Below are 12,828 nucleotides of genomic sequence, written 5' to 3'. Positions count from 1 at the left end.
CCTACAGGCCCGGCGGGGTGCCCCGGAACCCGACGCAGTGGAACACGCGGAACGTGCGGCGGCCGCCGCCGGGGAACGGCACGTCGAATGGGGGCTGCTCGATGAGCCGCTCGCAATCGCGGCGCAATCCCCCCACAGCCTCGCCCGCGTCGATCGCGGCGATCCCCTGCCAGCCGGCGAAGCGGTGGCCCGGCGCGAGATAGCTGAATTCGCTGTACCGCCCCGTGCTCACCGGCACGCGGTCCTCCGTATAGTATCCGAAGTAGCTCGCCTGATTGTATCGCTGGCCGAGCAGCACGACGTGCCCCGGATCGCCGAGGGCGTCCGCGCGGCGGATCAGCTCCGCTGTGACCTCGCGCCAGCCGTAGAGCTCGTCCCATCGGATGGAGGGAGGCAGCCGCGGAATGAGCGGAATCAACACTGCGACGGCGAGGGCCAGGGCGAGGCTGGAGACGAGCGCTGCGCGGGCGATCCGGACCGGCCAGAGGGCGCCGAGCGCCACCACCCCTGCCAGGTAGGCCGGGGCCGGCCAGTTGGGCCCCTCGACGCCGACGAGGTTGCCCGCCACGACGAGCAGCAACGTCGGGATCCCCGCAAGCGCGAGATAGGCGAAGCGCTCGTCGGCGCGCCCGAGGCGCCAGCTCCTCCACAGCGCCCACACCAGTAAGGGGAAGAGCAGCGGCCCCCCATACCCGAGCTGCACCGCTGCATCGCTCAGCACCCCCCACCCTCGCGGCCCGCCCGCCGGAGGCCCCCCCGATCCGCCCGCGTGGAGCCAGAAGCGGAGCGACGCCCATCCGTGCTGTGCGTTCCACACCATCACCGGGGTCACGAGGACGATCGCGAGCAGGCCGGCGAGGTACGGGCCCGACGTCCGCCACACGGAGTGATACCGGGGCCACGCCAGCACCGCGAGCCAGGCGACGAGCAAGACGAGCATGGGGTACTTGCTCAGGACGCCGAAGCCGAGGGCCAGGCCGCACACCCACCACATCCGACGGTTGCCGTGCACGGCGTGCCAGAACGCCCACAGGCCCGCCGTCCACCACACGTACAAGAGCGGATCGGGGATGGCATGCACCGCCTGCAGCGCAAAGACCGGAACCGCGAGGTGAAGAGCGGCGGCGCGAATCCCGGCCTGCTCGCCGAACAGGTCCCGGCCCACCAGGTACAGCAGCAGCGTCGTGCCGAGGGTCGCCAGCATCGCGGGTATCCGCAACAGCCACTCCGTCCGCGCGGCCGGCGTGGCCAGCGCACCGAGCCACGCGACGAGCGGGGGGTGATCCAGGTAGGACAGGCTGAGGTGGCGCGACCAGATCCAGTAGTAGCCCTCGTCGTCGATGATCGGCGTGTAGGCGGCGATCACCAGGCGCGCCACCACGAGCCCCCCGACGGTCACGAGCAACCAGCGACGCGCGCGCCCGCACAAATGCGACCGCGGGGAGGCGTGAGCCACCTCCCCGCGGTCCCCGGCGGATCTCTCCGGAGGTTGGTCCGTCGCCCTACATCGGAGGCATCGGCGGGGTCGGGGCGCCCCCCTCCCTCTCTTCCTCAGGCTTGTCCACGATCAACACTTCGGTCGTCAGCAGCATCGATGCGACGCTCGCGGCGTTCTGGAGCGCGGAACGCGTCACCTTGGCCGGATCGACGATGCCGGCCTTGAGCATATCCTGGAACTCGCCGGAGAGGACGTTGAACCCGTGACCGGCTTTGCCGGCCCGCACTTTCTCGACGATGATCGAGCCTTCGCGGCCGGCGTTCATTGCCAGCTGACGGAGGGGCTCCTCGAGCGCCCGGCGGACGATGTCCACTCCGACCTGCTCGTCTCCCGAGGCGTCGACCTTGGCGAGCGCGGAGATGGCGCCGATCAACGCGGCCCCGCCGCCCGGCACGATGCCTTCCTCCACGGCCGCGCGGGCCGTCGAGAGCGCGTCTTCGACGCGGTGCTTCTTCTCCTTGAGCTCGGTCTCACTGGCCGCGCCGACCTTGATCACCCCGACGCCGCCCACCATCTTGCCGAGACGCTCCTGCAGCTTCTCGCGATCGTAGTCGCTCTCCGTCTCGTCGATCTGCTTGCGCAGCTCGCTGATCCGCTTCTGGATCTCGGACTGCTTGCCCGCGCCGCCGACGATGATGGTCTCCTCTTTCCCGATCTTGACCTGGCGCGCCTTCCCCAGCATGCTCAGGTCGACGTTCTCGAGCTTCAGGCCCAGTTCCTCGGTGATGACCTGTCCCCCGGTCAGGACGGCAATGTCCTGCAGCATCGCCTTGCGCCGGTCTCCAAACGCCGGCGCCTTGACCGCCACGGCCTGCAACGTTCCGCGCAGCTTGTTCACGACGAGGGTGGCGAGGGCCTCACCCTCCACCTCTTCCGCGATCAGCACGAGGGGCTTGTTCACTTGGACGACCCGCTCGAGCGCCGGCAGGAGGTCCTTGACCGCGCTGACCTTCTTGTCGGTGATCAAGATGTACGGATCCTCGAGCACCGCCTCCATCTTCTCTGGGTCGGTCACCATGTACGGCGAGATGTACCCCTTGTCGAACTGCATCCCCTCGACGGTGTCGACCGTGGTCTCCATTCCCTTGGACTCTTCCACGGTGATGACGCCGTCCTTGCCGACTTTGTCCATCGCGTCGGCAATCAGCTGGCCGATCGCCTCCTCGTGCGCGGAGATGCTGGCGACCTGCGCCACGGCCGCCTTGGTCTCGACGGGCTTCGCTTGGGCGCGCAACGCCTGCACGGCGGCTTCGACCGCCCGATCGATCCCCCGCTTGAGGGCCATAGGGTTCGCCCCCGCGGAGACGTTCTTCAGGCCTTCCTTGATGATCGCCTGGGCCAGGACCGTCGCCGTGGTGGTCCCGTCGCCGGCGATATCGTTCGTCTTGGTCGCAACCTCGCGCACCAGCTGGGCACCGGCGTTCTCGAAGGGATCGTCGAGCTCGATCTCCTTCGCGACGGTGACGCCGTCGTGCGTGATCGTGGGCGACCCGAACTTCTTTTCAAGGACGACGTTGCGCCCCTTCGGACCGAGTGTGATCTTCACGACGTCCGCCAACCGGTTCACACCCCGCTCGAGCGCGCGCCGCGCCTCCTCGTGGTACAAGAGCATCTTCGGCATTTCGGTGTCCCCCTTAGGCTCTCGCTTTGGCTCGTTCCCGTGCGACGACCGCCAGCACGTCGCTCTCGCGCAGAATCAGGTACTCCTCGTCGTCCTGCTTGAACTCGGTGCCGGAGTACTTGGCGAAGATCACCCGCTCCCCGACCTTGACCTCCATCGGAATCCGGTCCCCCTTCTCATTGCGGCCACCCGGTCCGATCGCCAGGACCTCGGCCTCCTGTGGCTTCTCCTTTGCCGTGTCGGGAAGCACGATGCCACCCTTGGTACGCTCGAGCTCCGCGATCACCTTGACGACGATCCGATCTCCAAGAGGCTTCAGATTCATAACGTCCTCCTCCGCGAAAGTCTTAGCACTCGATATGAGGGAGTGCTAATCTATCTCCCACTATAAGGAAGAACACGCCAGCCCGGCAACCTCAAATTGGGCCGAAAATCCACAATATCAGCATTAAATCTCATCCAAACACGTCCAATCTCGACCGATTTCACGTTTACGCCGCGGTCTCAGGAACCTCAGCGACGAGGTCCAGGTCGGCGTAGACCCCAAGCCGCAGCGACGACCGGAGGCCCCGCCCCAGTCGATACCACCCCGCCGCCGCGATCATGCCGGCGTTGTCGGTGCACAAGGAGAGCGGCGGCACATAGCAGGGGAGACAGAGCGCCGCAGCAGCCTCTGCTATGCGCGTGCGGAGCCGCACATTCGCGGCCACGCCGCCGCCCAGGAGGATCGCCCGCACCCCCCTCTCCTCGGCGGCCCGCGCGGTTTTCGCGACCAGGACCTCGACGAGGTTTTCCTGAAAGGCCGCGGCGAGGTTTGCCGCGAACTCGGGGGAGGGCCCCCCGCCCGAGTCCCCCGACGCGGTGGCCAGGACCCGCACGACCGCGGTCTTCAACCCGCTGAACGAGAAATCATACGACGCTTCACTCGCAAATGGCAGTGGGAGCCGGACCGCGTCCGGCCGCCCCGCGGCCGCCACCTGCTCGATCGCCGGTCCTCCCGGGTAGCCCAGCCCGAGGGCCCGCGCCACCTTGTCGAACGCTTCTCCGGCAGCGTCGTCCCGGGTTCGGCCGAGCACCTCGTACGCTCCGTGGCCGGTCATCAGCACCAGATCGCTGTGCGCGCCCGAGACGAGGAGGGCCAGCGCCGGAAACGGGATCCGCTCGTGCTCCAGGACATTGGCGTAGATGTGGCCCTCCAGATGGTTCACGCCGATGAGGGGACGATGGGAGGCGAACGCGATCGTCTTGGCGGCGGCCACGCCGACGGTCAGGGCGCCGGCCAGCCCCGGGCCGCAGGTCACCGCGACCGCGTCGAGATCGTGGAACGCAAGCCCCGCCTGCGCGAGCGCCTCGTCGATCACAGGCCCGAGGCGCTCGAGGTGGTGGCGCGCCGCCAGTTCGGGCACGACCCCGCCGAAGCGGGCGTGCAGGTCCACCTGCGATGCCACGACATTCGCGCGGAGGCCTCCATCGACCAGGATGGCCGCGGCCGTCTCATCACATGACGTCTCGATGCCGAGCACGCGCATGGACGGGAGCGAAGCCGAGAGATTAGGGCGAGGGGGAATCGAGGCTGGCCCGATGCTTGCGGTAGCGCTCCTGGAACGCCTCCTCCCAGAGGTTCCCGGTCCACATCACAATCGCGTCCTCGCGATTGTCGCTGTAGTACCCCTTGCGGACGCCGATGTCCTTGAAGCCGTACTTGCGGTACAAGGTCTGGGCGCCCAGGTTGGATTTGCGCACCTCGAGGGTGACCCATCGCGCGCCCCGCCGCATCGATTCGTCGATCAGCGCCGCCAGAAGGCGCTCCCCGATGCGACGGCGGCGGTGCAGTGGATCCACCGCGATCGTCGTGACGTGCGCCTCATCGAGGATCACCCACATCCCGGCGTACCCGACGATGCGGTGGAACTCCCGTGCCACCACATAACAGGCGAGGCGATTGTCTTTGAGCTCGTGCAGATACGCGTCCCGGGGCCACGGAGTGGGGAAAGACATCTGCTCGATCTCGAGCACGCTCCCGATGTCGTCCAGGCGCATCGGTTTAATCGTGACATGATCGGTGATGACCATCTTACCGTTGGTTTCCCCCTCGACGAAGTGTTTCCTTCCCCGGCCACGCGACCGGCCTCCGGCCGTAGACCGGGCGGAGCGCATTGAGATCGGTGCGGGCGCCGCTGATCAGCCGCGGCACCGCCAGCATGCCGACCGCCGCTGCTCTCGGATGCAGATGAGCGCCTCCCGCCCGCGCGCGACCGCCCAGTGCCGAGAACATCGCGGTGCCGTACTTGTCGAGCCCATCCCCGAGGAGCAACACCGGTCCGGGGTAAGGACCCACGCCGGCCACAAGCGCTTCAGGGGACGCCACGAGCGGTGGGATGAGGCATTCCCCTACTCCGTTCGCCTCCACACGATAGAGCGCCCCGGCGACCTCGCCGCGGTGTGCATCGAGCACGGGGAACACGAGCCCGTCGACGCCGGGGACGTGGGCCAGCGCCTCGAGCGTGCCGATCCCTAGCACGGGGAGGTCGCGCGCCTTCGCCCAGGCCATAGCCGTGGCCATGCCGATTCGGAGTCCTGTGAACCCCCCCGGGCCACAACTGACGGCGAGGCCCTCGATCGAATCGGAGGTGAGGCCGAGGTGCTCGAGCATCTCGTGCACGGCCGGCAGGAGCCATTCCAGGTGGTGCATCGGCGCCCGGATCACCGTCTCCGCGAGGAGCCCCGACCGATCGAGCACCGCGACGCTCGCCACCGGCGTGGCCGTCTCTATCGCGAGGATCCGCATCCCCGTACCCCGGCGATGATCCGCTCGTACCGCTCGCCCTCTGGAATCAAACGCAGACACCGTGTCGGTTCTTCCGCGCCGAACTGGAACTCGATCCACAGATGCTCCGGGGGCAGCACCCCCGGAGCGCGCTCCGCCCACTCGATCGCGGTCACACCAGGGGTCTCGGTGATCTCATCGAGCCCGAGGGTCTCGACATCGGGCCCCTCGAGCCGGTAGAGGTCGACGTGGAACAGCGGCACCGCACCGCGATGCTCGTGGATCAGTGTGAACGTGGGGCTCCGGACTCCTCCGGACACCGCGAGGCCGCGCGCGAGCCCCTGAACCAGGCTCGTCTTCCCCGCCCCCAACGGGCCGGCCAGCGCGATGACGGCCGGAGCCCGGTCTCCCGCCACGGTCCGCCGAAGGATCTCGCCGAGCGCCTCACCGACCCGTCGCGTCTCCTCGACCGTGGACGTGCAGATGGCGAGGCCGGGATGTCGCGACCGTGCCACGTGGGGGGACGTTACTTCCCGCGATCGTCCGCGGGCTTCTTGAGGAACGGCGTCAGGATATCGATCGGAATCGGGAAGATCGTCGTCGAGTTGTGCTCCGTCGCCACCTCGGTGAGCGCCTGGAGATACCGCAACTGCAGCGCGATCGGCTGGGTTGCGATCTTGGCGGCCGCCTCGACCAGTCGCTGCGCGGCCTGGAACTCGCCCTCCGCGTTGATGACCTTGGCCCGGCGCTCCCGCTCGGTCTCCGCCTGCTTCGCCATCGCGCGCTTCATCGTGTCGGGCAGGATCACGTCCCGCACCTCGACGAGGGTCACCTTGATCCCCCACGGCTCCGTCTGCACGTCGATGACCTGCTGGAGCTGCTGGTTGATCCGGTCGCGCTGGCTGAGCAGCTCGTCGAGCTCGTGCTGCCCGAGGATGCTGCGCAGCGTGGTCTGGGCGACGAGGTAGGTGGCCTTGGAGTAGTTCTCGACCTTGACGACCGCATCTTCGGGGTTCACGACCCGGAAGTAGACCACGGCATCGACGGTCACCGGGACGTTGTCCCTGGTCATCATCTCCTGGCGGGGCACGTCCAGGGTGACGACACGGAGGTCGATCTTGAGCATCCGGTCGACCATGGGGATGAGCAGGATCACGCCCGGGCCCTTCGCCCGCTGCAGCCGGCCGAGCCGGAAGATCACGCCTCGTTCGTACTCGCGCGCGATCTTGACAACCGACGACAATAGGGAGAGGAACGCGATCACCACGATCACGAGGATGGGCGCGATGATGGTCGTCATGCCGAGGCTTCCTCCTTTCGCACCTTGAGGCGCAGCCCGTCGACCCGCGTGACCCGCACGCGCGCGCCGACCGGAATGACCCCGTCGGCAGACTCGGCGCTCCAGAGTTCGCCTTGGACGAACACGGTGCCGTCAGGGCTCAACTCGCTCCGCGCCACCCCGATCGCGCCCACGAGTCCCTCCCGGCCGGTTTGGACTTTCTGCCGTTGCGCCCGGAGCCCCGCCCCCACGGCGACCGCGAAGAATCCGGCGGTCAGGGCGGCCATCGTCAAGATCAGGGTCAGGCTGATCCGAAGAAATGGCGCCTGATGCTCGGTCAAGAGCAGCGATCCTATCACGAACGCGATGATGCCGCCGGCCGTGAGGACGCCGTGACTCGGCACCTTGATGTCTGCGATAAACAAGATCAGCGAAAATCCGATCAGGAGCAACCCGGCCACGTTGACTTCGAGGACCGCAAAGGAGGCGAGAGCCAGGATCAGCGCGAGCCCGCCGATGACGCCGGGGAACACCGAGCCGGGGTTGCTCAACTCGAAGATGATTCCGTAGATCGCCATCGTCATCAGGACGAACCCGACGTTGGGATCGCTGAGCAGCCCCAGGAACCGTTCGGTGAGGTCCGTCGGCTGGTCAATCAACCGCGCGCCCCGGGTCCGCAGGCGCACCTTCCCCGACGCGGTGGAGACTTCCCGTCCGTCGATGCGATCGAGCAGCTCGCGGGGGCTCGCGGCAACGAGATCGATCACGTGGAGATCCAGCGCCTGCGTCTCGGTGATCGAGACGCTCTCGCGGACGGCCTTCTCCGCCCAGTCGGGGTTGCGTCCGTGGCGGGCGGCAAACCCCCGGATCTGCGCGACCGCGTCGTTTGTGATCTTGGTCATGAGGGTCTTGTCTTCAGTCCCGCCGCCGCCCCCCACCCCTACCGGGTGGGCCGCGCCGAGGTGCGTCGTGGGAGCCATCGCGGCCACGCTCGCGGCGTAGGCGATGAACACGCCGGCAGACGCGGCGCGGGATCCGCTCGGATACACGTACACGATGGAGGGGACGTTGGTATTAAGCAAGGCTTTCGTGATATCGTCCATCGACTTGAGCAGACCACCCGGCGTGTCCATCTCGATCAACAGCGCTGCAGCTCCCGACTGCTCGGCCTCGCGAATCTCCCGGTTGATGTACCGGGCGGTGGCTGGTGCGATGACGCCGCTGAGCCGCGCGACCTCGACGACGGGAGGCGCCTGCGAGCCGGGCGCGGCGGGGGCGCCGCCGAATACGACCGCGGCGGACCCCAACACGAGCAGCATCGGGACCCACGCCGCGAGGCTCCGCAGCCGGTGCTCGGACCCGATCAAATGCAACATGGGACGCAGTTCTACGTCTCGGAACCCCGCTCCTTTGCCCCTCGCGGGGGTATCGCGCCGCCGCTTCCGGGGCCCGTCATCTGCAGGAAGAGCGCGCGCACGTCGGCCACCGTGTTGATCTCGTCGGGCCGCTTGTCCTCTCGAATTCGAACGATGCGGGGAAAGCGCAGCGCGTACCCTGAGGTGTGGCGGTCGCTCTGCATGATCCGATCGAAGGCGACCTCGATGACGATGCGCGGTTCGACCAAGCGCACCCGTCCGTGATCCTGGATGGTGTGGTCGAGAAACCACGCCGTGAGACGGGCGATCTCGGCGTCGGTGAGGCCGGAGTACGCTTTGCCGATGGTCACGAGATTATCGCCCGCCCTGACGGCGAACGTGTAATCGGACAGCACGCGCGCGCGCTTTCCGTGACCGTACTCCACGGCCACGACGACGACATCCAAGGACGCCAGGCCGGGCTTCCACTTCACCCACAAGCGGCCCCTGCGGCCGGGCTGATACGGAGCGTCGCGCCGCTTCAGCACGATCCCTTCGTGGCCCGCCTCTCGCGCCTGCCGGTAGCAGGCCTCGGCCTCCGCCGGGCTCGCGGCGATCACTCCCGCGCTGATCCGCACCGGGCCGTCCCAGGCGAGGCGCTCCAGGGCCTCTCGCCGTTCTTGGAGCGGGGCCTGCAACAGATCCCGGCCATTGAGATGCAGAAGATCGAAGACCATGAGGACGACCGGGACCTCCCGCGCCACCTCCCGGGGGACGAGCCGTCCCAGGCGCTTCTGAAGGTCGGAAAACGGCAGCGGGCGGTCTCCGCGCCAGGCGACGATCTCGCCGTCCAGGATGTAGGTCTCGCCCAATGCGGCGAGCGGGGCATGGAGCTCCGGATACGCGCGGGTGAGGTCCTCCAACGTGCGCGAGTACAGGAGCAGCCGCCCGTCCACTCGGTGCGCCTGCACGCGGATTCCATCATACTTGTCCTCGACCAAGAGGGACAGGGTGTCGTTGCGGAACGCGTCGTCGAGTGTCGCGATGGATCCGGCAAGCATGAAGCGAAACGGCGATCCGACCATGAGCGTCACGCGGTCGAGCGTCCCCGCCCTGGCCCGGCTCGCGACCTCCCCTGTGTCCGCCAGGAGCAGGGCGGCCTGCCGGACCGCCTCGGGCGGCCGGCCGAAGGCCTGGGCGATCGCCGGCAGCAGCAGTCCCTCTCGAAATCCGATGCGCAGATCGGCGGTAAGGATCTTCACGAGAAACTTGGCTTCGAGTGGGGTCGCCTCCCGGAGCAGGCTCCGCAGCGCGGCCCGCTTGACTCGTCGAGAAGACGGTCCCCTCGCGGCGGCGATGGCGCCAAAGGTCTCGACCACGGATTCCAAGGTCAGCCCGCGGGGGAAGAGCCCCGGATCCGGGGGACGCCTCTCTAAGAGCGCGCCGGCCGTCATGCCAAGGTCGCCGTGGGCCAGGTACACGGCGTGCAGCTCCTCGGGGCCCGCTCCGGTGAGCTCCGTCAGCACGTCTGCGATCGCCGACCAGCCCACCTGGAGGCGACGGGGATCACCGATGGGGAACGCCGCGCCGGTCAGAAACGTGCACGCCCGCCGGAGATCCGCATCGCTGAGACCGGCGAGATAGCGGGCGAGCCGATCGATCTTGCCGAGCGTGCCCGAGATACTTCCGACTTCCTCGAGAGTGGCCGCGAGCGTAGAAAAGAGGGCGGAATGCACAGCGCCGGCACCGCGAGCCGGGAGGGATCGCTGAGGCGCGGGTTAGACCACGGATCCAGCCAGTGTGAGGCAGGCTCTCGTCAACGTGTAGGCCTGTTCGATATCCCGGGCTTTGTAGGAGACCGCCCGTGGATTGACGCGGATCATCCCGGGGATGAGCATGCACTGGTCGGCCATCGCGGACGTGTGCCAGTCCAGCTCCACCACCACGGGGCGCGGGAGGGCGAGCGGCTTGAGGTCTCGTGCGCGCTTGAGCGCGCGGGTCGCGCCGTCCTTGATCCGCCGGCGCGCCTCGACCGGCTGGTACGACCGGGCGGCCATCCGGCCGATCGGCTCCTTCACCGCGACCGCCTCCACCTGAGTCAGCAGCTTCTTCGTCTGCGCCACCGCGGTGGCGTCCCCCGTCACGAGCGCGACCGGCACTTTGAAGTGCCCCGCGAGCGCCGCGTTGAACCCCGCCTCTCCCACCACAAGATTGCCGAGCTTGATCTGCCGGACTGTCGTCCCCCGGTACGTGTGGTCGAGCACTCCGTTTTGCGTGCCGGCGGCCGCATGGTATCCGGTGAAGAACACCGCGTCAAACGAATTGTCGATCCCCTGCATCATGCCGTGGGGCTTGGGGCGTCCGCTGATCAGCTGGACCTGCGGGTGCAGCTCCTCGATGAGGAGATTTCGCATTGACCCGTGGGAATCGTTGACGACGATCTCCTTGGCCCCGGCTTCCATCGCTCCCAGGACGGCCGCGTTGACTTCCTCGGTCATGAGGCGCCTGAATCGAGCGTAATCGTGCGTGTCGGGCGTGACCTGATCTCGATCCGTGACGCCGGCCGTGCCTTCCATATCCGCCGAGATGAAGACCTTCATGTAGCCTCCCTCATCGAACCGCCGTATGGACCCGGGACGATTACGCGCCTAAGCATCAGGATACCTTCTCCAACGCGAAGACGGGACGCCCCTCGCAGACGTCCCACCCGTAGTATGCGCAGACGATTGGGCTGGGGGAGATTAGCCAACCGGCTTTCGCGCCGCCGCTCTCACCAGCGCCGCAAAGAGGCGGGCGCACGCCGGCACACGTCGCCACATGCGCTCGGGATGCCACTGCACGCCGATGGCGAACGCCCGTCCCGCGACCTCGACGGCCTCGATCACCCCGTCGCCCCGCGGCTCTACGGACCGGGCCACGACCGCGAATCGGTCGGCCGGATGCGCGATCACCTGGTGGTGAAAGGTATTGACCCCCATCCGGGTCTCCCCAAGGATCTCCGCCACCTGGCTCCCGGGTGTGACCGTCACCTCGTGGACGGCTGCATCCTCGGGAGGTTGGGGAATCGCTTCTCGCTGATTATGGCTTCCGCGCGCGATCCCGGTGAGGGTAATGTCCTGGAAGAGCGTGCCTCCGGCTGCAACGTTCAGCACCTGGATGCCGCGGCAGATGCCGAGTACCGGGAGATCGCGCTCGAGCGCCCGGCGCGCCAGGGGGATCTCCAGCTCATCGCGCGGTCCATCCACGTCGACGCCGAGCCCCTCCCGCAGCGATTGGCCGTACAACTCTGGATCGATGTCCTTCCCTCCCGTGAGGAGCAGACCATCAAGGGCATGGAGCAGCGCCTCGGGAGACCCTCCGGTGCCGGGCAGGAGCGGCACAGGCTCGCCTCCGGCCGCCTCAATCGCCTCGAGATAGTTCGTGAGTTGGGCGGCATCCTTGCCCGCCACCCCAATCCGCGGGCGGTGCCCCTCGTCGGTGGACATAGAATCACTCTACCGCGGAGATCGGGTGAAGTCAAAAAACGAGGCGAACCCCGAACGCGAGCATGTTGACGCCAATCCGCCCGGCGCTTACGATCGCGTCCCGCGAATTGGCTTTGCGGTTCAAGGATACCAGGACCGCCGGCGGGGCCATCGACAAGCAAGTCACGGCCGTGGCCGTCATCCCGGCGGGACGGCCCGCCGCGTCCACGTACGCTACGCGGGCACCGGTTCGAACCGGAGTCCGGCGATGTACGCGGCCTCTCCCCGAGCCGCAGTGTGGGCGGCGTCCCACGCAATCGCTCGAAACCGGATCGCCTCCCCTCGCTGCGCCTGCGCGATTCGCCGCAGGTCGGGCTGCACGATGCCGCCGATCTTCGGATATCCCCCGGTCGTCGGGCCGTCCGGCATGATCACGATCGGCTGACCGCCCGGCGGCACTTGAAGCGCGCCGGGCAGCATCCCGTCCGAGAGCAGGTCAACCGGCACCCGGTAGCCCAGACGCGGCCCGTCGAGCCGGTAGCCGACACGATTGCTCTCGAGGCTCACGAAGTACGGCTGACCGAGGAGCGTGGCCACGGCCTCGTCGGTAAAGTAGTCCTGCTGAGGCCCCAGCACGATCCGCACATCGGCGCTCCCGCCGACCGGCGGTCGGTGGCGCTCCGGGAGTCGGAGCGATGATGCAGCCGCGATCCGCGCGCAGCCGACGCGGTCCCCGCGCTCCAGTCGGCGCCCCGCGTACCCCCCGAGCTTCGCGCCGAGGTACGTCGCGCGGCTGTCCATGATCTCGGGCACGTCGATCCCGCCTGGGAGAGCGACGTACGCC

At 67.9% G+C, this 12,828-nt stretch carries 13 protein-coding genes; all 13 read right to left on the bottom strand.

The features are described from left to right. Position 1 precedes the first annotated feature (1 nt). The gene (locus VFP86_03970; protein HET8998781.1) at positions 2 to 1,378 is read right to left on the bottom strand and encodes a glycosyltransferase family 39 protein; all 1,377 of its coding nucleotides are present in this window, start codon (positions 1,376 to 1,378) and stop codon (positions 2 to 4) included. 124 nt (positions 1,379 to 1,502) lie between these two features. Next, complete coding sequence (gene groL, locus VFP86_03965) at positions 1,503 to 3,119, bottom strand: chaperonin GroEL (protein HET8998780.1); 1,617 nt, start codon at positions 3,117 to 3,119, stop codon at positions 1,503 to 1,505. Positions 3,120 to 3,132: 13 nt separating this feature from the next. Beyond that, entirely contained in the window at positions 3,133 to 3,444 is a 312-nt protein-coding gene (gene groES / locus VFP86_03960; GenBank protein ID HET8998779.1) for a co-chaperone GroES, read from the bottom strand. Between the two features lie 166 nt (positions 3,445 to 3,610). Further along, complete coding sequence (tsaD, locus tag VFP86_03955; protein ID HET8998778.1) at positions 3,611 to 4,648, bottom strand: tRNA (adenosine(37)-N6)-threonylcarbamoyltransferase complex transferase subunit TsaD; 1,038 nt, start codon at positions 4,646 to 4,648, stop codon at positions 3,611 to 3,613. Positions 4,649 to 4,670: 22 nt separating this feature from the next. Next, complete coding sequence (rimI, locus tag VFP86_03950) at positions 4,671 to 5,192, bottom strand: ribosomal protein S18-alanine N-acetyltransferase (GenBank protein HET8998777.1); 522 nt, start codon at positions 5,190 to 5,192, stop codon at positions 4,671 to 4,673. Between the two features lies 1 nt (position 5,193). After that, positions 5,194 to 5,907 carry a tRNA (adenosine(37)-N6)-threonylcarbamoyltransferase complex dimerization subunit type 1 TsaB gene (gene tsaB / locus VFP86_03945; GenBank protein ID HET8998776.1) on the bottom strand — a complete coding sequence of 238 codons (714 nt, stop codon included), beginning with the start codon at positions 5,905 to 5,907 and terminating at the stop codon, positions 5,194 to 5,196. Beyond that, positions 5,889 to 6,401 (bottom strand): tRNA (adenosine(37)-N6)-threonylcarbamoyltransferase complex ATPase subunit type 1 TsaE, encoded by a 513-nt coding sequence (gene tsaE / locus VFP86_03940; protein HET8998775.1) that lies wholly within the window; start codon positions 6,399 to 6,401, stop codon positions 5,889 to 5,891. Before tsaE ends, tsaB begins: the two co-directional genes overlap by 19 nt. A gap of 11 nt (positions 6,402 to 6,412) precedes the next feature. Next, positions 6,413 to 7,186: an SPFH domain-containing protein gene (locus VFP86_03935; GenBank protein ID HET8998774.1), complete on the bottom strand. Its 774-nt coding sequence runs from the start codon at positions 7,184 to 7,186 to the stop codon at positions 6,413 to 6,415. Further along, positions 7,183 to 8,541, bottom strand: coding sequence for a nodulation protein NfeD (locus VFP86_03930; GenBank protein ID HET8998773.1), 1,359 nt, complete (start codon positions 8,539 to 8,541; stop codon positions 7,183 to 7,185). The genes VFP86_03935 and VFP86_03930 overlap by 4 nt, the downstream gene beginning before the upstream one ends. An 11-nt stretch (positions 8,542 to 8,552) precedes the next feature. Beyond that, entirely contained in the window at positions 8,553 to 10,256 is a 1,704-nt protein-coding gene (locus VFP86_03925) for an ATP-dependent DNA ligase (protein ID HET8998772.1), read from the bottom strand. A 42-nt stretch (positions 10,257 to 10,298) separates the two neighbouring features. Further along, a complete protein-coding gene (locus VFP86_03920) occupies positions 10,299 to 11,120 on the bottom strand; it encodes a M55 family metallopeptidase (GenBank protein ID HET8998771.1) in 822 nt (273 codons plus the stop codon). A 141-nt stretch (positions 11,121 to 11,261) separates the two neighbouring features. Further along, positions 11,262 to 12,005: a gamma-glutamyl-gamma-aminobutyrate hydrolase family protein gene (locus VFP86_03915; protein HET8998770.1), complete on the bottom strand. Its 744-nt coding sequence runs from the start codon at positions 12,003 to 12,005 to the stop codon at positions 11,262 to 11,264. A 213-nt stretch (positions 12,006 to 12,218) separates the two neighbouring features. Next, the coding region (locus VFP86_03910) for a KipI antagonist (protein ID HET8998769.1) at positions 12,219 to 12,828 on the bottom strand (610 nt) is incomplete at its 5' end.

Source organism: bacterium (assembly GCA_035703895.1).
Classification (GTDB): Bacteria; Sysuimicrobiota; Sysuimicrobiia; order Sysuimicrobiales; family Segetimicrobiaceae; genus Segetimicrobium.
Note: the sequence above shows the minus strand (reverse complement) of the source record. Positions and strands in the feature narration are given on the sequence as shown.

Coding starts and splice junctions, on each gene's coding strand:
- rimI (HET8998777.1), bottom strand. CDS start 5,192: ATGGTCATCACCGATCATGTCACGATTAAACCGATGCGCCTGGACGAC.
- VFP86_03935 (HET8998774.1), bottom strand. CDS start 7,186: ATGACGACCATCATCGCGCCCATCCTCGTGATCGTGGTGATCGCGTTC.
- tsaB (HET8998776.1), bottom strand. CDS start 5,907: ATGCGGATCCTCGCGATAGAGACGGCCACGCCGGTGGCGAGCGTCGCG.
- groL (HET8998780.1), bottom strand. CDS start 3,119: ATGCCGAAGATGCTCTTGTACCACGAGGAGGCGCGGCGCGCGCTCGAG.
- groES (HET8998779.1), bottom strand. CDS start 3,444: ATGAATCTGAAGCCTCTTGGAGATCGGATCGTCGTCAAGGTGATCGCG.
- VFP86_03920 (HET8998771.1), bottom strand. CDS start 11,120: ATGAAGGTCTTCATCTCGGCGGATATGGAAGGCACGGCCGGCGTCACG.
- tsaD (HET8998778.1), bottom strand. CDS start 4,648: ATGCGCGTGCTCGGCATCGAGACGTCATGTGATGAGACGGCCGCGGCC.
- VFP86_03930 (HET8998773.1), bottom strand. CDS start 8,541: ATGTTGCATTTGATCGGGTCCGAGCACCGGCTGCGGAGCCTCGCGGCG.
- VFP86_03915 (HET8998770.1), bottom strand. CDS start 12,005: ATGTCCACCGACGAGGGGCACCGCCCGCGGATTGGGGTGGCGGGCAAG.